A 15,982-nucleotide genomic window follows, 5' to 3' on the forward strand; every position below is an offset into this window, starting at 1 on the left:
TTCTATGGACGGTTCGAAACCCTCACTCACGGCGCGCCAAACAGCATCGTCCAATAAACCCCTTTATTGCTGCGCGAATCGCTGGCATACGCCGCGCCGACCTGGGTAAACATCGGGTTCATCAGGTTGGCGCAATGCCCGGGGCTGGCCAGCCAGCCGGACATCGCCTGGCCGGGGGAGCCTTGCCCGGCGGCGATGTTCTCGCCGATCTGCCGGCCGCGGTAACCGGCGGCTCTGGCACGATCCGCCGGCATATCACCGTCGGGGTCCTGGTGGGCGAAGTAGTTGCCGTAGGCCATTGCCTTGCTGTGCCCTTGCGCGGCGGCGCCCAGGGCGGCATTCCAGGTTAATGGCCGTGCGGCGGCAAAGCGTTGGCGCCCACACATGCGTGGCCTGGCCCGTGCCGCGTTGACCTGCGCCAGCAACGTCTTGCCCGCAGCGCGCGAATCGCCGATACGCCCGTCGAGCACCGGTTGCGCCAGCACCACCCGCCATTCGCTGCGGGCACGAGTGACGCCGATGTCGGCGTATTGGGTATCGAGCAGCGCCCCACAGTAATCGCTTTGAAGCATGTCGAACGCCTCATCGGCGTCTTGCGCGCCGACCAGGCGGATGGTCCGCACCGTTACAGCCTGATAGCCGTTAGCCTTCAACCCCTCCCGCAAGCCACCGCCATAGCCGATCGGCAAGGACAAGTCCGATTTCAGCGCCAGTGGCCGTAACGGCCTGACCGCACGCCCCGCGCAGCGGTCGGGATCGGCGCGATAGTCGTTAATGACTTCCACCAGTTGCCGTTCCCCACTGGCCTGGGCGGGGCTGGCGAACAGCGGAAACAAAGGCATCAGGCACAGCGAAATAAAGCGGCAGCAGCGGACAGTCGGGCGCATGAACAGACAGCTCTGATGAGTTGACGACGATAAGGGTGGGATAAAGATGAGCAATAACCGCATGAGCGCTTCTTTGGGCGAGCGTCTTTTACGGCACGGCTATGACTGCGGGTCTCAAAACTGGTTCACGAGGGGAACAGACAAATTTGACGGCTACGCTGAGAGGCCCGATTCAGGCGGGTCACCAGCCTGGGACAGCAGACGCTCGCACTGGTAACGTACTGACATCATTCGAGTGGTACAGGGACATGACTAAGACCAAGGGCAACAAGGATTGGGTCAAGCGCTCAGCGCAGCCATTGAAGATGGAGCGCATCGAAGCCTTTTTTGGCGGCCATGGCTTTACGCCGCATCGCCACGATACTTACGCCATCGGGCGAACGCTGTCGGGTGTACAAAGTTTCCAGTACCGCAAATCCCAGCGCCACAGCCTGCCCGGTAAAACCATCGTCTTGCACCCGGACGAGGTGCATGACGGTGAGGCTGGTACCGAAGCGGGTTTTCATTACCGGATGATCTACATCGAACCTGCCTTGATTCAGCAGGTGCTGGGCGGCAAGCCGTTGCCATTTATCGAGGGTGGCTTATCGAGCGACCCACGGCTGGGTGCCGCGACCCAGGTGTTGCTGCAAAACCTCGACGCTTGCATCGAGCCCCTGGAAGAAGACGATGCCATTTACGATCTCGCGCAGGCGCTGGATACGCTCTCTGGTCAGCGTGGGCGGCGCAAGTCATTTGATTTTGCAGCGGCCGAGCGCGCGCGTGCGCTGATTCATGATTCGCTGGATCGAGTCATTACCCTGGATGAGTTATCCCAGGCGAGTGGTCGAGACCGGTGGAGCCTGAGCCGTGATTTTCGGGCGCTGTATGGCACAAGCCCCTATCGGTACATGACCCAACGCCGGCTCGACCTGGCAAGAGCATTGATGATTGGGGGCCACTCGATGGCAGAGGCGGCCGTATGCGCAGGTTTTTTCGATCAAAGCCACATGACGCGTCAATTCGTCCAGACCTACGGCGTCTCCCCCGGCCGGTGGCTGAAGAGATTGGGCCTTGATTGAGCATGGCCCCGGTCAACTTGCACAATCATGCAATACGTAGCGTTAGGTCATCCCTAGAGTCAGGGCTCGATATCTTGTCCAATGAGGGTGACTTAAATGAATTCCCAGGCCTGCACCGCGATTAACTTTGCCGAAAAATATGCCTTGTTCAGCGAGCAATGGGCGCCAAAGGTGATTGCCGAAATGAACGACTATCAGTTCAAGGTGGTGAAAATCGAAGGCGACTTTGTCTGGCATTCCCATGCCGATACCGATGAAGCCTTCATCGTCCTTGATGGCGAGCTTCGCATCGATCTTCGGGAGGGGGCCGTTGTGGTTGGGCGGGGAGAAATGTACGTCGTCCCCAAGGGCGTCGAACACAAGCCTTACGCCGAACGCGAGGTGAAGCTGTTGCTGATCGAGCCGCGAGGTGTGCTGAATACCGGTGATCAAGCCGGAGAAAGAACCGCAATGAATGATGTGTGGATCTAGACGTTTTAGTGGTTTCTGCCGGCCTTTTCGTTGAAGCGATTCGATGGAGGCCGGCAGAATGCCTCTCGTCGGGAGATAAAGCAGCTATTGCGTGCTTTTCAGCTATTCTTGCGGCATCTGGAGAATGCCATTACGTGCTGGCACACGATGCGCAGGGAAGGGAAAGACAAATGGATGATGTGCATTGCGTGCAAGTAATCGCTGTGACCGGCGGGAAGGGGGGCGTGGGCAAGACCACGGTAGCGGTTAACCTCTCGTTGGCGTTGGCGAAAATGGGGCGGCGCGTCGTATTGCTGGATGCCGATCTTGGCCTGGCGAATATCGATATTCTGCTGGGGCTGACCCCGCGCTACACACTGGCCGATGTTCTCGAAGGGCGTTGCGAGCTGTCCGAGGCACTCATGCCAGGGCCTGGAGGCATTCGTGTGGCCCCGGCCTCTTCTGGTTTGCAGAACATGACTCATCTGGAGCCTGCGCAATACCGCGCGCTGATCCAGGCCTTTAGCGATATCGGCGACAAACTGGATGTGCTGATCATCGATACGGCCGCCGGTATCGGTGGCTCAGTGATCAACTTCATCCGCGCGTCTCAGGAAGTGCTGGTGGTGGTGTGCGATGAACCCACCTCGATCAGCGGCGCCTACGGGCTGATCAAATTGCTCAACCTGAACTACGGTCTGCAGCGTTTTCGCGTGCTGGCCAACATGACGGGCAGCCCGGCGGAAGGCCGCAATCTGTTTGCCAAGCTGGAAAAGATTACCGAAATGTTCCTGGATGTCTCGCTGCAATACGTCGGCGCGGTGCCAAACGACGAAAGTGCGCACAAAGCCGTGCAGAAGGGACGCGCAGTGTTTGAAGCCTTCCCTCGTTCCAAGTGTGCTCAAGCTTTCCAGGCTCTTGCTCACAACGTCGACAGTTGGCCATTGCCGACTCACCCTAGAGGGCACGTAGAGTTCTTCGTTGAGCAACTCGTGCAGAATTCCGGCAGGTGAACTTTTTGGGTTGATAATAAAAACCCCGGACGTTGGCCGCCGGGGTTTTTATGTTCTCTCTACTCATTAGTTGAGCAGGGAGAAGACATACTTAGTTGATCGTGATGTACGGGTCCCACGAGCAGTAACCAAGGACTTTGTTCTGGCTGTCTACAATCATGAAGGCCCAGGAGTACCTGATATTACCCTTGATTTGGGCTTCGCCCTGCCAGAAGTAGTTTTCCACATCTTGTTTTTTGGGCGTGGACGCGTAGTTGTCGAAGTTAATAACCGGAAGTGGTGATCCATAGACGGGAGAAGGTTCAGGCCCATTCTGGTCTAGATGACCAATACGTCCATTGCCGTCGGTTTGAGTGTATTGATAGAGGACAACCGCATGGTCCAGCCCTTTGGACAGCGATGTTGCGCGCCAGCGGATGCTATCGCCGAGGTTCATCTGAACGTTCAGCTCGCTGCCTCCCTGTGAATTACCGATGACGCTATTGCGTGGGGCGATCATGTAGACGACGCTTTGGTCAAGCCTGCCGAAGTTGTCTGCATAGCTGTAAAGCTGGCTGGGCTTGGTCGAGTCATTACTGAGGGTGAATACTTTGCCGTTAAAGCTTTTACCAACGCTGTTAAGTATGGTGTCTGTATCAATTGCAACGAGTATATCCATTGTGTCGTTAGACATGTCCAGCTCCTTGTTGTTGCAGCAGGTCCTTGGCGCTAAAGCCAGGTGCAGCATAAGTTCAGGTTATACGATTGCGGATTGCTGAAATATCTTCACTGTATTTAGTGCCGTTGAGTGTGCCTCCCGCAGATCGTGAATGAACTCTAGATCTTCAAAGTGTTTAGTCAATGTTGCGGTTTGAGAAAATTTAAAAATGGAGACGAACGGTAGGTTGATGTAGTTATAGTACTGTCGGCTATTAGCGTGATCGTGATTTGATTGCATTTAACCCGTCGGCCGATCACAACTTATAGCCGATTTGCCGCAGCAAATTCTTGCGCCACAGAATATCTTCGTCGCCTTCAATGCCATTGGCACAGAAGCCATCCACGACGCCCAGGATCGCGCGTCCCTGTTCCGTCTCGGCAAGAATCACTTCGGTTGGATTGGCTGTTGCACAAAAAATGCGGCACACCTCTGGCACCATTTTGACGGCGTTCAACACGTTCAGCGGATAGAAACCGTCGCCGAGGAAAATGATGAAGCTATGGCCGGCGGCAATGGCTTGCGCGTTTTTCTGCGCAAGCTCGATCATGGCGGTATTGGTGCCAGACCATCGCACCAGGCATTTGCCGGAGGCTTCACAAAAAGCCACGCCAAACTGGATACCTGGCACGGCGTTTATCAACGCTTCGTGGAGGTCTTCAACGGACTTGATGAAGTGCGTCTGACCAAAAATGAAATTCGTCGCTTCCGGTTTGTCGATTTTCAACGTGATGAGTTGCATCTCAAACGCCTCCTGTCACGATGTCGCGGCCCGGCATCGGGCCTCTATTCAAGCCGGGACGATCTCCTGCTCCTCTGGCTGTGTCTCCGGGTGGATGCGAACATCACCCAGTCTCCTTATGGTTGACTTGGGCAAGGTCGGAGCATCCAGAAGAATCGAATCAATGCGCTTGCGGATGTCCAGCACGATCGGGCCCAGGATAGCCTCGTCCTTGCCGCTGGCGATTTCGTCCTGAATCTCGCGAGACATCGCACCGAGCTTCTCGGAGGTGTCTTTGTGCCCGGCAGCCCGGGTATCAAAGTTCAGGAAGGTCTGCACTGAACTCAGCACCAGGGTCAGCAGTGAAAGGATGCCGGCTGCATATTGGAGCCATGCTGGCGATGAGTCACTGATTGAACCAAAGACGCTGGCGCTGACTATCGCCGACAACACCACGCAAGGGATGCCCAGTTTCCAGCTGAACTTCTCGAAATCCCGGGCACTGATTTCGTGCTCGATCTGCAACCGCACGATCATGCGATTCCATTTGGTCAGTAACTCGAGCCGGCTCATGATTGCAGTCCTTTGCAGAGGAATACAGATGAATATTAGCTCCTATTTGACCACCAGCCAGGGCGCCGGGATTCAGTCTGTGGGCTGTCGTCGTACCTTAACGCGGTTTCATACGATAGGCCGTCGCGCTCCAGTACCGGTTACCATTGCTGGTATGGCGAATCCATCCGGTAGCCTCCAGGTGCTTGGCAATCATTCGATTCATTATTCCATGACCGAGTAGTAAAACGGGCCCTTCGTCGGCAAGGGATTGAAGCCGTTGAGCTGCCGTATTGGCGCGCATTCTGGCCTTCCTGGCAGACTCGACCTTCCCCGAGAAACCGCACAACCATAAGACACGAAGAATAAATGCCCACGTAAACGGTGAAAGGCGCGGCAGTGTCCATCGTCCATGGGGGAGCTGCGCTTCGCAGAACATATCATCGACAAGGCCGGCTTGAAGGCCTAGCGCTCGAACCGACGTCAGCGCCCGGGGCGCACTGCTCGACACGATCATTCTGGCGGTACGCGCCAGCGCCACACTCGATTGCGGGGCGGGTTGGTCGATGATTTCTGACAGGTCGTATTGCTCGATCCAGCGTTTCATATCGCGCGCTGAAACTTTGTCTTGCACGGCCAGATCTGGCTGGCCATGGCGCATCAAGATGATTTCCTTTTCCACTGTTGTTACGTCCTTGTTTTGCTGTTCCGTGAGTGCACAGGTTGCACCCATCGGAGATTTGAAGGCAAACGACCCGTTGTGGGTCAAACTGCAACGCCTGCGTTGTAGTTCTGTCAGCGATACTCAAGAGGCAGGCGAGCGACATTCATTATGAAGAGGGATAACCACCATGAGCAAGGAGATGGCCGGTTCAAAGGACACTGGGGGGCAAGGCTCTGCCTCTGCGCTGATCGAGGCGAAAATCAAGGCACTGGATGATTGGCGGGGCGAGACGCTCGCTCGGGTTCGAACGCTCATCAAACAGGCCGACCCCGATGTGGTCGAGGAGTTGAAATGGCGGGGCGTTCCGGTGTGGTCGCATGCCGGCATCATCTGCACCGGCGAGACGTACAAGAATGCCGTGAAGATGACGTTCGCCAAGGGCGCCTCGCTGGAAGACCCTTCAGGACTGTTCAACGCCAGCCTCGATGGCAACACCCGACGTGCCATCGATATTCATGAGGGCGACCGGATTGATGAAACAGCCTTGAAAGCGCTGATTCGTGCCGCCGTGGCACTCAATCTGTCGTAGCGCCGTTCAGTCGAACACAGATTCCGGTTCATCCAGGTGATCGATGTGCTTGAAACGCTCGACCAGAAAATCGATCAGGCTGCGCACTCGCGCCGACAGGTGCAACTGTTGCGGGTAGATGGCATAGACATCGGCGCGGGTCGGTGTCTGGTCCTCCAGCATCAGGCGCAAGCGGCCACTGCGCACGTAGCGGGCGATGTCCCATTCGGCCCGCAGCAGAATCCCATGACCTTCCAGCGCCCAATTGAGGGCCACTTCACCGTCGTTGCAGCCTAACGCGCCACGCACTTTGACGTTTTGCGTGCGCCCACCGTTGGTAAAGCTCCATACGCCGTAGGGCGTTTCGTTTTGCCGCAGGAAGATGCAGTTGTGTTGCTGTAAATCCGCCAGGCGTTGCGGCACGCCAGCCTGGCGACCTACACCACGGCGGTGAAACATGCGTCGTTCATGGACTTTGTGATGAACATCATCCCCGACACCATCGTGGATGCCTTCGCCAAAGGCAACGTCCTGCAAATCTTGCTGTTCTCCATTCTGCTGGGTGTTGCCCTGGCGCATGTCGGGCCGCGCGCAAAAGTGTTCGGACCTTTAACCCGGACGGCCAGGCGATCTACTACACCATCGCCGCGATCTTCATCGCCCAGGCGACCAACACGCCGCTGACCCTCATGGACCAGTTGATCGTGCTGGCGGTGCTGATGCTTCTTCCCCTCGCAGCTGACGGCTCATGTCGTCGCAGCTTTGCGACCAGGCAGTCAGCCACATCGACATCTCGGGTGACTGTTCGGCCAATCCCAGCTCGCGGACGAACTCGACCGGTGCAACCGTGCCTTTGGCCGAGCGGAACAGACCTCGCATGATGACGACGCCGATTACCCGTCCTTTGCTCACGAAGCGGTGTTCCATAAAGCTCCATTTATCGTCCCAGCCGAGTATGCGGGTATGAATCTCGAACGATTCGAACAGCTTCAGTTCACGACGAAACTTGCCCCAGGTATCGCCAACGATCGGTACAGCCTTGTTGCGCAAGGCTACTCGAAAGGCGCCGCTGCGCAGCGTGAAATCCATGCGGCCTACGTCGGCCAGGGTGAAATAGCGGCCATTGGTGACGTGCCGGTTGAGGTCGAGGTCGAGCGGCCAGACGCGCATACGGATGACGGTGGTGGCCAGGCCGTCCACCGGTTTGCGCCATGGGCGACGGAACAGCATGAGGATAAGTCGGAACCAGAGATTCATAAGTACGCCGAGGATTGAATGACCGGTGAACTTTAGGGGGCGGAAATCGGATAAGGTAGGTGCACAAATGACTTTTTTCATGCGAAAAGCGCAATCTGGATGATTCATGCACGTCACCCTGCTACTGGCTGATCAATGTTCCGCCGCCAGCGCCACCCTGGCGCTGGAAGTGCTCAGTGCCGCCAACCTGTTCGCCGATACCGCCAGTGCGCCGTTTGAGGTGGTTGCCGCCTCGCTGGATGGCGCCAATGTCGCCGCATGGGGAGGGCAAACGCTGCGCGTGGACCGATCCATCGCCGACATCACCCGAACCGATCTGGTGCTGATCCCGGGGTTTCTCTTTACCCTGAAAGACGCCTTGCCGGCATTTCCCGGTTATGGGCCGTGGCTGCGTCAACAGCACGCGCAAGGTGCCGTCGTGGCTTCCATGTGTACGGCGGCGTTCATGCTCGCCGAAGCGGGAATGCTGGACGGCATTCGTGCCACCACGCACTGGGCCTTCGCCGATCTTTTTCGTCGCCGGTATGCAGAGGCCTGTCTGGAGGCGGCGCAGATCCTCTGCGAGGACAATCGCGTAATCACCTGCGGTGGCGCGACGGCCGCCATGGACCTGTTGCTGCATCTGATCCGCCGCTTCGCATCACTGGAGCTGGCGCAGAAGTGCGGCAAATACTTGCTGGCCGACAACGTACGCAGCGAGCAATCGGTCTATGTCATGTGGTCGATGCCGAAGAACCATGGGGACGGCGAAATTCTGCAGGTTCAAGCGTGGCTGGAAGATCACTTCCATCAGCCGCTGCTGATCAATGACATGGCCGAGCGATTCGGATTCGGCGTCAGGAACTTCAAAAGGCGTTTCAAGGAAGCCACCGGTTACACGCCGCTGACCTACCTGCAAACACTGCGTCTGGAAAAGGCAAAGCAGTTGCTTGAATCCACACGAATGACCCTGGACAGCATCACGTACAAAGTCGGCTACGAGGACAGCAACTCATTTCGCAGGCTTTTCCAGCAGCGCGTGGGCCTGCTACCGGCGGCTTACCGGAAGAAGTTTCAAGCGAGTGGGAGTTGAGTGGCATCCGCTTTTTATCGAGCCGCAGCGCTCGGACGAACATAGTAATTGTCGAACTCGCCGCTTTCGACGAATTGGAAGCCATGACGGATGTAAAACCGATTCGAAGCGCTCTCTTTGAGCGCGCCTACCCTGACAGGGAGCGCGGCGGCATCCGCTTCTTTGAAAATCTGTTCGAGGACAGCAGAACCTACACCTGTTCCCTGAGCATTCGGTCGCACGTACAAGTGGTCAAGTAGCAGTTCGTTCAGCTGGGGCTTGACCACAATAAAACCGACTCGCTCACCGGCCAGCTCAATGTGACGCGTGTTGCGACAATCAAAACCGTTGATAAAGCGCTCACGTGCACGTACCGGATCAAATCGCCCAATCCGTTCAAGACTTTCGCGCATGGCCTCGATTCGAATGGCCACAAGATTGTCCAGGTCGGCGGGGTGAGCCGGAACCAACATTACTGGAGGACTTTCAACAGGTATGACGGACATCGTTTGCACTCTAATCATCACGGGGAGCCAGCGCCAGTACGATGGATTTCATTCTGGCCCTCCTGCAGCGGCGTTAATGGAGCAAAGAGAGTTATAGATTAGCTTCAGGCTTCGATGTGGGCGCCAGTCATGATGAAATAGCCACCCGCTTTTGCTGTCAGCAACGCCTGATTTGGAGCCGAACATGAAAAACGCCGCCGTACTCACCTTGGCCTTGATGCTCAATATGGGGTTGTTCAGTACGCAAGCAGTAGCGGCTGGCGATGCTGAGGCGGGCGAGAAACTGTTCAAGCGAATCTGCGGCGGCTGCCATCAGGTAGGGAGTTCAGCGCGAGGGTTTTTTGGTCCGCAACTCAACGCTATTTTCGGGCGCCCTGCGGGCAGCACGGCGGACTACCAGTACTCAGACGCGATGAAATCATCAGGCGTCGTCTGGACCCGCGAAACACTCACCGCCTACATCGAAGCGCCAAAAGCAGTGGTCCCCGGCACCCGCATGATTTTCTGGGGCCTCAGCGATCCGGAAAAGATCGAAAACCTGTTGGCCTATCTGCAGACGTTTCAGCCGCAATGATCGGTGCCTCATCGATCCGTTTTTTTAAGCGTCGAATGATGTCAATGGGCCACTTCATCCGTTAGAGTATGCACCGCCCGAGAGATGGATCCCGGGTATTTCTAATGGAGTGACACAGTGAATTACCTCAGCAAAGCGGTTGCCGTAGCCCTGTTTGGCCTGGTTCTGGCGGGTTGCACCGGCACCCCGATGAAGACCCAGCAATACGACAGCAGCCAGTACACCGTTGTCGGCCACAGTGAAGCGACCGCCACTGGCCTGCTGCTGTTCGGCGTCATCCCGATCCAGCAGAACAACCGCTTCATCCGCGCTCAGGATGCGGCGATCAAAGCCAAGGGCGGCGACGCCATGATCAACACCCAAGTGCAGGAAAACTGGTTCTGGGCTTGGGTCCTGACCGGCTACACCACCAAAATCTCCGGTGATGTGGTCAAGCTGAAAACCGTTCAGTAAGTGCAGTGCGCCTTCAGTCATTTCAGCTGCGGCGCATTCCTTGTAGCAGCTGCCGAGCTCGCGAGGCGGCGTTCGGCTGCGAAGCAGTCGTGAATCCGACTGACGCGGTCTGCCTGATGCACCGCAAGTTCTGATCTTACGACTGCTGTGCAGCCGAACGCAGCCTCGCGAGCTCGGCAGCTGCTACAGATCGCATTACGGCTTAGGACATCGACCGGGGTGAGGCACATCCAGATGCCATCACCCGGCTCATTGATCGAACCTCACGCCCACGCTTTTCCGAGTTCCTCCAGACCGGCGTTTTGCAGGTCTTGCGGGCTCATGACCACACGGAATTTGCAGTTGGCCTGGAAGTTGAGGAAGAAGGGTTCCGCATATCCGGGTATTTCGGAGGGATCCACGACATCGATCAGAAAAATCCCACCTCGCATGCCATCTTGCTCAGTGAAATAAGCCGCCTCGGGCTTAATGGTTTCCAGGATACGGTTCATGATTTCGCCGACCTTCCCCGACCTGACAAACGCGTTGAAAGGCTCATGGGGAAACTCGACCATCAGTAGCATTTTCATTATTTGATACTCAGTTTGAAGTGGCGCGCTCCTTACCCGGATCCTTACTCCTGGTTTTGATGCCGCAAGCCGTGCCCGCGGTGTGTGTGGTTAAGAATAGCGAAGGGTGAGAGGCCGTCGGGGCGGGGTTACGGACGGTCGCTGTTGATGATTCAGCGCCGGCGCCAATTTCGCTAAAACCCGCATCTATGCGGCTTCGGGCGAACATCGATGTAGTCGGGTATTAAAAAAAGCATGAAAAAACCCGGCTGATGAGGCCGGGTTCTTTGGTCGAGTGTTGCGGTAAAGCCACTATTCATGCTGCACGGTTTTCGATCAGACGATCCGAACCACCTTCAGCAACGCGGTTTTCGATCAGACGATCCGAACCACCTTCAGCGACGCGGTTTTCGATCAGACGATCCGAACCACCTTCAGCGACGCGATTCTCGATCAGACGATCCGAACCACCTTCAGCGACGCGATTCTCGATCAGACGATCCGAACCACCTTCAGCGACGCGATTTTCGATCAGACGATCCGAACCACCTTCAGCGACGCGGTTTTCGATCAGACGATCCGAACCGCCTTCAGCGACGCGGTTTTCGATCAGACGATCCGAACCACCTTCAGCGACGCGATTCTCGATCAGACGATCCGAACCACCTTCAGCCACACGGCTTTCAATCAGGCGATCCGAGCCGCCTTCAGCGACGACCGGGTGAGCAGGGGAAGCGGCGAAAGCGTTTACTGCAAAAACCGAGAAAGCGATGCTGAGAAGGGTTTGGCGTTTCATGATGGTGTGCTCCGGGGTGTTATTGGTTGGGTATGGAGCGGATGTTACGCCGAGGATTTTTTATGAGAACTTCATTGACGTGATGGTGACTATCGACGTCAACAATGGTTGAAACGCGGTGGGCAAATGCCGCGTCCACGCGACATGGGCCCACACCTGTCGAACATTGGATGCGGGCTGTTTTCCTCAGGCTTACACGAACAGGTCATAAGACAGTTTGCCGATCAGGATCAGCAGCAACACCAGGAACAGCGCCCGGACAAAGGGCACGCCTTTATGAACCGCCAGCCAGGTGCCGGTCAGCGCACCCAGGATGTTGAATGCCGCCATGGGAATAGCGATCAGGTAGAGCACGTTACCCGTTGGAATGAAGAACATCAGCGCTGCTACGTTGGTGGCGATGTTCACCAGCTTGGCCGACGCCGAGGCATGCAGGAAGTCGAAGGCGAAGCAGCGGATGAACAGGAAGATCAGGAAGCTGCCAGTGCCGGGCCCGAACAGTCCGTCGTAGAAGCCGATGGCGCCGCCGATGACGATCGCCAGCAGTTTTTCCTTGGTGCCGATGTGCATGGGCTTGTGCAGGGCGCCGAAGTCCTTTTTCCAGAAGGTGTAGATCGCCATCAGCACGATCAACACCAGCACCGCTGGCCGGATCACCGACTGGGGCACGAACGACACCGTGGCCGCTCCGAAGAAGGACATGACAAACGCCGCACTGGCGGCGGGGATCACCAGACTCCAGTTGATCACTACCTTGCGCACGAAGGATCGGGCGGCGAATGCAGTGCCGCAGGCTGCCGCAACTTTGTTGGTCCCCAGCAGCGCCGCCGGTTGTGCCGTGGGCAGCACGTTGAACAGCGCGGGAATCTGGATCAGTCCACCGCCGCCCACCGCCGCATCGATCAGGCCGGCAGAGAAGGCGAATACGCAAAGGATGACAATATCGATCATGGAATCAGGCTCTGACGGTGAAAGGTGGGTGAGAGTCCAAGGTTGAACGGAAGGTTAACCAAAGCGCTTTTTTTGTGTTGCAATACCACGTTGTGAAAAGTGCAACGAGGTGGCGCATGGCATTGGATATGTTGGGGGAACTTGAAGCCTTCGCGACGGTGGCTCTCAAGCGCAGCTTCGTCGCGGCGGCACGTGCTCTGGGGCGCTCCCCCAGTGCGCTGACCCGCGCCGTTCAGGCCCTGGAGGAAAGTGTCGGGGGCAAGTTGTTCAATCGCTCCTCCAATGCCGTGAGCTTGACCGAGGCGGGTGAGCGCTTGTTGCCCCACGCCTACAAAATGCTGGATCTGCAACGTGAGGCGGATGAAGACCTGGCCGGCATCAGTGGCCAGGCCTACGGCTGGGTCCGCTTTTCCGCCCCCGAGTTTCTCGGGCACGGGGTATTGCCCCGGCTGATCGCGCAGTACGCCGAGCGTTATCCGGACGTGAACGTCGATGGGATTTTCACCGATGAAACCATCGACCCGGCCAAGAGCAAACTGGACTTCTCGATTCGCGGCGGGTATCCGCAATCCAGTGACCTGATCGGCTTTCCACTCTGGAGTTATTCACGTTATCTGTACGCCAGCCCCGAGTATCTGGAGCGGCACGGGATACCCGACTCCATCGAGGCGCTGGAGGCGCACTCGCTGATCCTGCACACGGCGCCGCGGATTCTCAAGGAGTGGAATTTTCGCAGTGAGGTACAGGCCATCAGCGTTCGGGCTCATCCCAAGTTTCGTTTCAACTCCGGTTCGGCGGTGTTCCAGGCGGCCCTGGCAGGCCTCGGTATTGCCCGCCTGGCGGACTGGCTGGCAGAGCCCGAAGTGCAAGCGGGGCGCCTGCTGCGGGTCTGTCCCGAGTACAAACTCACCTCCAGCAGTGGTGAGAGCCCGCAGATGCACGCGGTGTACCCGGCCGGGAATCTGCCGCTGCGGGTGAAGTCGTTGCTGGAGATGATCCGTGGTTTTGGTGAAAGTCTTGATCGAAAGCATGCAGTAACGCTCCAGGGGGCCTGACGCATCACGAATCGCGGACATAAAAAAGCGGGCGCCACTCGGCTGCCCGCTTTCATTTCACTTCACCGCTTGCGCCCGCAAGCGCCAAACGACCGGTTTCAGCGCTTGATCCGGGAAATCTTGGTTCCTTCGATGCTGACCCCAGCCATTAATCCCTGCTGGTCGAAAATGAACGCGTAAGCATCGTCCTTCAGCGTCGAGCTGGACAGATTCTTCGCCACCCCTTCATCAACCACAACAACAGTGGGGCCTACGCCAATTTCCCAACCCTTGGTTTCACGTAAATATTTCACGGCTTTATCGGTCATCAGGAACACCGCATAGCCATATGACTGGGCGCCTGCCTGCAACCCCCAGGACCCGGTTACGGAGTTGTAATAGTCCTCGACTTTCTTACCCATCAACAATTCGCCTTCGCCATAGCTGCCGCCAAACACCAGGCCCGCCTTGATGATTTTCGGGAAGACAAGAATCGCTTTAGCGTCGTGTGAGATTTTTTCGGCAACTGGTCTGGCCTTGTAGAGCGTTTGCAACGCTTGCCGAGAGTCGACATTCAGATCCTCGGCGGTTGCCGCACCAGCAGTGTTCAGGAAACTTGCCGATGCCAGTGAGGCTGTCGCAAGGACGATCGATAGGAAGAACCGCATTGACTGAGTCATGTTAGTACTCCGATACGGGAGCATTGGATGTGAGCAGCAGTCAGCACCTGCCCTCGGCAGAATCCGAGCCTGCTGAAATTATCCGGCGCACCCTAAAGTGTGTGAGCTACTGGCGTCGCCCTTGAATGAAGCAGGCCAGAGGCCTGTGATCAGTGGCAATGTCATCACTTGTTTCGACATCTGTGTGTTGGCCGGGTTCGAAAAAAACAGAACGGGCGCCTGACAAGGCGCCCGTTTTCATTTATTCCGCCGAATGTACTCGCAGCACCAAGTCGAAGCGGGTGACGAATTCTTTTTTGCATTCAATCTTGAGCACGTTTAATTGCATTGGCGAGCGTTGCGGCTTCACCTCTTAGTGAATCGAACTTTTCGTTCAGCTCAACATGCCCAGGTTCCCAGGCAAAAACACCATCGACGCATCGTTCGCCAAGAACGAGGTCATTGAACGAGCCCATCCCGCCGTAGGCTGACAGCAGATATTCAATCCCGCAGTAATCAGCGTTCAGTAAGTGTGCTCTAGCTTTGCGCATCCACTGGCTCCAGTGAGTGGCTCCATCGCTTTCAAGCACGACGGCGAGCTGATCGAGCACGCCAATCAGCTGTTCGGTCTTTGGTCCCATTTTTGAAATCACCCAAACTGCGGAACGATGGATTTGCCCAGGTAATTGACTGCCGACACGTACTGTCGGCCATTGAGGCTGACCAACCTCGCGTGGCACTCGCAACAATAGTCATCAAGGCCGTTCTGATCGTAGTTAAACAGCACTGTCGCCTCTTGAAGCTCCGAAAGTGTGAATCCTTCCCGCCCAAGGATGTCCTCGAATCGCGCTTTCAGTGCATTGAGTCCGTTGGACAAATAGGGATGACTTTTCAGCTCCGGAGGACAGGGGTCTTGTTTCATCAGATCAACCGCCGCAGCCCTGACGCCCAACGGTCGCAACGCCACACTTAGATGGGGATGGACATAAGACAGCGAACTGCCCGCGTGGTGAGCGAGGCTATGACACACGCTACCAAGGCGTTTATGGGAAGGCATTCACGGTCCTTGCAAAGTGAGAGCGAGGTGAGCGATGGATTCTATGCCTCTGTGTGTTTTCCGACAAAGAAACGGGCGCCCGCAAGGCACCCGTTTTCATTTACTCCGCCGCCTGCGCCCGCAAGCGTCGGCCAATCACATCCATCAAGTCACAGCCATCGCGCAGGGGAATGGCCAGCAGTTTGGCAAAATCCGACAGCACCACCGTATCGCAACCGATCTCGGCGCGGAAGGCGATGTTTTCCAGCACCTGCGTGACCGTGCGGATGCGGTAGTCGGCCATGGCTTGCAGGACGTCGAGTGGGGCTTGGGTGTCGATGAGCAGGGAGGCCGGGATCAGATCGATTCCGGTGAGGGGCATGTATCTATCCATAGGTGAAACTCCGAATCAGATTTAATAGGACTGATCCGATCTGCAGGTCGCCAAACCTGGTCGCTTCGTGGGCGGTGGGGTGACTATAGGTTCTTCGCGCCGGTAGGGGG

General features: G+C 56.8%; 22 protein-coding genes and 2 pseudogenes. 9 read left to right on the forward strand and 15 right to left on the reverse strand.

What is annotated here, in order from left to right:
* Positions 1-26: 26 nt before the first annotated feature.
* Positions 27-887 (reverse strand): CAP domain-containing protein, encoded by an 861-nt coding sequence (locus PSH69_RS10160; RefSeq protein ID WP_305411869.1) that lies wholly within the window; start codon positions 885-887, stop codon positions 27-29.
* 248 nt (positions 888-1,135) lie between these two features.
* On the opposite strand from PSH69_RS10160, the gene PSH69_RS10165 reads away from it, so the two are divergent.
* The 3 genes from PSH69_RS10165 to PSH69_RS10175 all read left to right on the forward strand — a co-directional run bounded on the left by PSH69_RS10165 (position 1,136) and on the right by PSH69_RS10175 (position 3,411).
* Positions 1,136-1,948 carry an AraC family transcriptional regulator gene (locus PSH69_RS10165; protein WP_018928246.1) on the forward strand — a complete coding sequence of 271 codons (813 nt, stop codon included), beginning with the start codon at positions 1,136-1,138 and terminating at the stop codon, positions 1,946-1,948.
* A gap of 96 nt (positions 1,949-2,044) precedes the next feature.
* Complete coding sequence (locus PSH69_RS10170) at positions 2,045-2,419, forward strand: cupin domain-containing protein (RefSeq protein ID WP_305411870.1); 375 nt, start codon at positions 2,045-2,047, stop codon at positions 2,417-2,419.
* A 170-nt stretch (positions 2,420-2,589) separates the two neighbouring features.
* Complete coding sequence (locus PSH69_RS10175) at positions 2,590-3,411, forward strand: MinD/ParA family protein (protein WP_305411871.1); 822 nt, start codon at positions 2,590-2,592, stop codon at positions 3,409-3,411.
* A gap of 91 nt (positions 3,412-3,502) precedes the next feature.
* Here the strand turns inward: PSH69_RS10175 and PSH69_RS10180 are convergent, their stop codons facing one another.
* The 4 genes from PSH69_RS10180 to PSH69_RS10195 form a co-directional block, all read right to left on the reverse strand.
* On the reverse strand, positions 3,503-4,084 hold the full coding sequence (locus PSH69_RS10180; protein WP_305411873.1) for an AidA/PixA family protein: 582 nt from the start codon (positions 4,082-4,084) through the stop codon (positions 3,503-3,505).
* Positions 4,085-4,364: 280 nt separating this feature from the next.
* A complete protein-coding gene (locus PSH69_RS10185; protein ID WP_019582007.1) occupies positions 4,365-4,850 on the reverse strand; it encodes an adenosine-specific kinase in 486 nt (161 codons plus the stop codon).
* Positions 4,851-4,898: 48 nt separating this feature from the next.
* Positions 4,899-5,402 (reverse strand): SLATT domain-containing protein, encoded by a 504-nt coding sequence (locus PSH69_RS10190; protein WP_258673028.1) that lies wholly within the window; start codon positions 5,400-5,402, stop codon positions 4,899-4,901.
* Between the two features lie 97 nt (positions 5,403-5,499).
* A complete protein-coding gene (locus tag PSH69_RS10195) occupies positions 5,500-6,063 on the reverse strand; it encodes a histidine phosphatase family protein (RefSeq protein WP_305412810.1) in 564 nt (187 codons plus the stop codon).
* Between the two features lie 169 nt (positions 6,064-6,232).
* Here PSH69_RS10195 and PSH69_RS10200 point away from each other — a divergent pair, with 169 nt between their 5' ends.
* Positions 6,233-6,634, forward strand: a complete 402-nt coding sequence (locus tag PSH69_RS10200; protein ID WP_305411874.1) for a DUF1801 domain-containing protein — start codon at positions 6,233-6,235, stop codon at positions 6,632-6,634.
* Positions 6,635-6,640: 6 nt separating this feature from the next.
* On the opposite strand, the pseudogene PSH69_RS10205 reads toward PSH69_RS10200, so the two are convergent.
* Positions 6,641-7,039, reverse strand: a pseudogene (locus tag PSH69_RS10205) (LysR substrate-binding domain-containing protein); the annotation flags it as partial.
* Between PSH69_RS10205 and PSH69_RS10210 the strand changes: the two are divergent.
* Positions 7,025-7,359: pseudogene (locus tag PSH69_RS10210) on the forward strand (cation:dicarboxylate symporter family transporter); the annotation flags it as partial. The pseudogenes PSH69_RS10205 and PSH69_RS10210 sit on opposite strands and share 15 nt — an antisense overlap.
* Here the strand turns inward: PSH69_RS10210 and PSH69_RS10215 are convergent.
* Positions 7,301-7,870, reverse strand: coding sequence for a thioesterase family protein (locus PSH69_RS10215; RefSeq protein ID WP_305412811.1), 570 nt, complete (start codon positions 7,868-7,870; stop codon positions 7,301-7,303). The pseudogene PSH69_RS10210 and the gene PSH69_RS10215 sit on opposite strands and share 59 nt — an antisense overlap.
* Before the next feature lie 106 nt (positions 7,871-7,976).
* Between PSH69_RS10215 and PSH69_RS10220 the strand changes: the two genes are divergently transcribed.
* On the forward strand, positions 7,977-8,942 hold the full coding sequence (locus tag PSH69_RS10220; protein ID WP_305411875.1) for a GlxA family transcriptional regulator: 966 nt from the start codon (positions 7,977-7,979) through the stop codon (positions 8,940-8,942).
* Positions 8,943-8,956: 14 nt separating this feature from the next.
* Here the strand turns inward: PSH69_RS10220 and PSH69_RS10225 are convergent, their stop codons facing one another.
* Positions 8,957-9,427, reverse strand: a complete 471-nt coding sequence (locus PSH69_RS10225) for a GNAT family N-acetyltransferase (RefSeq protein ID WP_305411877.1) — start codon at positions 9,425-9,427, stop codon at positions 8,957-8,959.
* Between the two features lie 184 nt (positions 9,428-9,611).
* On the opposite strand from PSH69_RS10225, the gene PSH69_RS10230 reads away from it, so the two are divergent.
* Complete coding sequence (locus PSH69_RS10230) at positions 9,612-10,001, forward strand: cytochrome c family protein (protein WP_305411878.1); 390 nt, start codon at positions 9,612-9,614, stop codon at positions 9,999-10,001.
* Between the two features lie 117 nt (positions 10,002-10,118).
* Entirely contained in the window at positions 10,119-10,454 is a 336-nt protein-coding gene (locus tag PSH69_RS10235; protein ID WP_018928235.1) for a hypothetical protein, read from the forward strand.
* Positions 10,455-10,717: 263 nt separating this feature from the next.
* On the opposite strand, the gene PSH69_RS10240 is transcribed toward PSH69_RS10235, so the two are convergent.
* The 3 genes from PSH69_RS10240 to PSH69_RS10250 form a co-directional block, all read right to left on the reverse strand.
* On the reverse strand, positions 10,718-11,023 hold the full coding sequence (locus PSH69_RS10240) for a panthothenate synthetase (RefSeq protein ID WP_305411880.1): 306 nt from the start codon (positions 11,021-11,023) through the stop codon (positions 10,718-10,720).
* 295 nt (positions 11,024-11,318) lie between these two features.
* The gene (locus tag PSH69_RS10245; RefSeq protein ID WP_305411881.1) at positions 11,319-11,798 is read right to left on the reverse strand and encodes a phage infection protein; all 480 of its coding nucleotides are present in this window, start codon (positions 11,796-11,798) and stop codon (positions 11,319-11,321) included.
* A gap of 192 nt (positions 11,799-11,990) precedes the next feature.
* Positions 11,991-12,749: a TSUP family transporter gene (locus tag PSH69_RS10250; protein ID WP_019649478.1), complete on the reverse strand. Its 759-nt coding sequence runs from the start codon at positions 12,747-12,749 to the stop codon at positions 11,991-11,993.
* 116 nt (positions 12,750-12,865) lie between these two features.
* Here PSH69_RS10250 and PSH69_RS10255 point away from each other — a divergent pair, with 116 nt between their 5' ends.
* On the forward strand, positions 12,866-13,804 hold the full coding sequence (locus tag PSH69_RS10255) for a LysR family transcriptional regulator (RefSeq protein WP_305411883.1): 939 nt from the start codon (positions 12,866-12,868) through the stop codon (positions 13,802-13,804).
* 98 nt (positions 13,805-13,902) lie between these two features.
* On the opposite strand, the gene PSH69_RS10260 is transcribed toward PSH69_RS10255, so the two are convergent.
* The 4 genes from PSH69_RS10260 to PSH69_RS10275 form a co-directional block, all read right to left on the reverse strand.
* Entirely contained in the window at positions 13,903-14,463 is a 561-nt protein-coding gene (locus PSH69_RS10260; RefSeq protein WP_258673042.1) for a lipid-binding SYLF domain-containing protein, read from the reverse strand.
* Positions 14,464-14,765: 302 nt separating this feature from the next.
* Positions 14,766-15,083, reverse strand: coding sequence for a hypothetical protein (locus PSH69_RS10265; protein ID WP_305411884.1), 318 nt, complete (start codon positions 15,081-15,083; stop codon positions 14,766-14,768).
* An 8-nt stretch (positions 15,084-15,091) separates the two neighbouring features.
* Complete coding sequence (locus PSH69_RS10270) at positions 15,092-15,499, reverse strand: hypothetical protein (RefSeq protein ID WP_305411886.1); 408 nt, start codon at positions 15,497-15,499, stop codon at positions 15,092-15,094.
* Positions 15,500-15,599: 100 nt separating this feature from the next.
* Positions 15,600-15,872, reverse strand: a complete 273-nt coding sequence (locus PSH69_RS10275; RefSeq protein ID WP_007935387.1) for a hypothetical protein — start codon at positions 15,870-15,872, stop codon at positions 15,600-15,602.
* Positions 15,873-15,982: the final 110 nt, after the last annotated feature.

The organism is Pseudomonas sp. FP1740 (assembly GCF_030687165.1).
Classification (GTDB): Bacteria; Pseudomonadota; Gammaproteobacteria; order Pseudomonadales; family Pseudomonadaceae; genus Aquipseudomonas.

Coding starts and splice junctions, on each gene's coding strand:
- PSH69_RS10160 (WP_305411869.1), bottom strand. CDS start 887: ATGCGCCCGACTGTCCGCTGCTGCCGCTTTATTTCGCTGTGCCTGATG.
- PSH69_RS10165 (WP_018928246.1), top strand. CDS start 1,136: ATGACTAAGACCAAGGGCAACAAGGATTGGGTCAAGCGCTCAGCGCAG.
- PSH69_RS10170 (WP_305411870.1), top strand. CDS start 2,045: ATGAATTCCCAGGCCTGCACCGCGATTAACTTTGCCGAAAAATATGCC.
- PSH69_RS10175 (WP_305411871.1), top strand. CDS start 2,590: ATGGATGATGTGCATTGCGTGCAAGTAATCGCTGTGACCGGCGGGAAG.
- PSH69_RS10180 (WP_305411873.1), bottom strand. CDS start 4,084: ATGTCTAACGACACAATGGATATACTCGTTGCAATTGATACAGACACC.
- PSH69_RS10185 (WP_019582007.1), bottom strand. CDS start 4,850: ATGCAACTCATCACGTTGAAAATCGACAAACCGGAAGCGACGAATTTC.
- PSH69_RS10190 (WP_258673028.1), bottom strand. CDS start 5,402: ATGAGCCGGCTCGAGTTACTGACCAAATGGAATCGCATGATCGTGCGG.
- PSH69_RS10200 (WP_305411874.1), top strand. CDS start 6,233: ATGAGCAAGGAGATGGCCGGTTCAAAGGACACTGGGGGGCAAGGCTCT.
- PSH69_RS10215 (WP_305412811.1), bottom strand. CDS start 7,870: ATGAATCTCTGGTTCCGACTTATCCTCATGCTGTTCCGTCGCCCATGG.
- PSH69_RS10220 (WP_305411875.1), top strand. CDS start 7,977: ATGCACGTCACCCTGCTACTGGCTGATCAATGTTCCGCCGCCAGCGCC.
- PSH69_RS10225 (WP_305411877.1), bottom strand. CDS start 9,427: ATGTCCGTCATACCTGTTGAAAGTCCTCCAGTAATGTTGGTTCCGGCT.
- PSH69_RS10230 (WP_305411878.1), top strand. CDS start 9,612: ATGAAAAACGCCGCCGTACTCACCTTGGCCTTGATGCTCAATATGGGG.
- PSH69_RS10240 (WP_305411880.1), bottom strand. CDS start 11,023: ATGAAAATGCTACTGATGGTCGAGTTTCCCCATGAGCCTTTCAACGCG.
- PSH69_RS10245 (WP_305411881.1), bottom strand. CDS start 11,798: ATGAAACGCCAAACCCTTCTCAGCATCGCTTTCTCGGTTTTTGCAGTA.
- PSH69_RS10250 (WP_019649478.1), bottom strand. CDS start 12,749: ATGATCGATATTGTCATCCTTTGCGTATTCGCCTTCTCTGCCGGCCTG.
- PSH69_RS10255 (WP_305411883.1), top strand. CDS start 12,866: ATGGCATTGGATATGTTGGGGGAACTTGAAGCCTTCGCGACGGTGGCT.
- PSH69_RS10260 (WP_258673042.1), bottom strand. CDS start 14,463: ATGACTCAGTCAATGCGGTTCTTCCTATCGATCGTCCTTGCGACAGCC.
- PSH69_RS10265 (WP_305411884.1), bottom strand. CDS start 15,083: ATGGGACCAAAGACCGAACAGCTGATTGGCGTGCTCGATCAGCTCGCC.
- PSH69_RS10270 (WP_305411886.1), bottom strand. CDS start 15,499: ATGCCTTCCCATAAACGCCTTGGTAGCGTGTGTCATAGCCTCGCTCAC.
- PSH69_RS10275 (WP_007935387.1), bottom strand. CDS start 15,872: ATGGATAGATACATGCCCCTCACCGGAATCGATCTGATCCCGGCCTCC.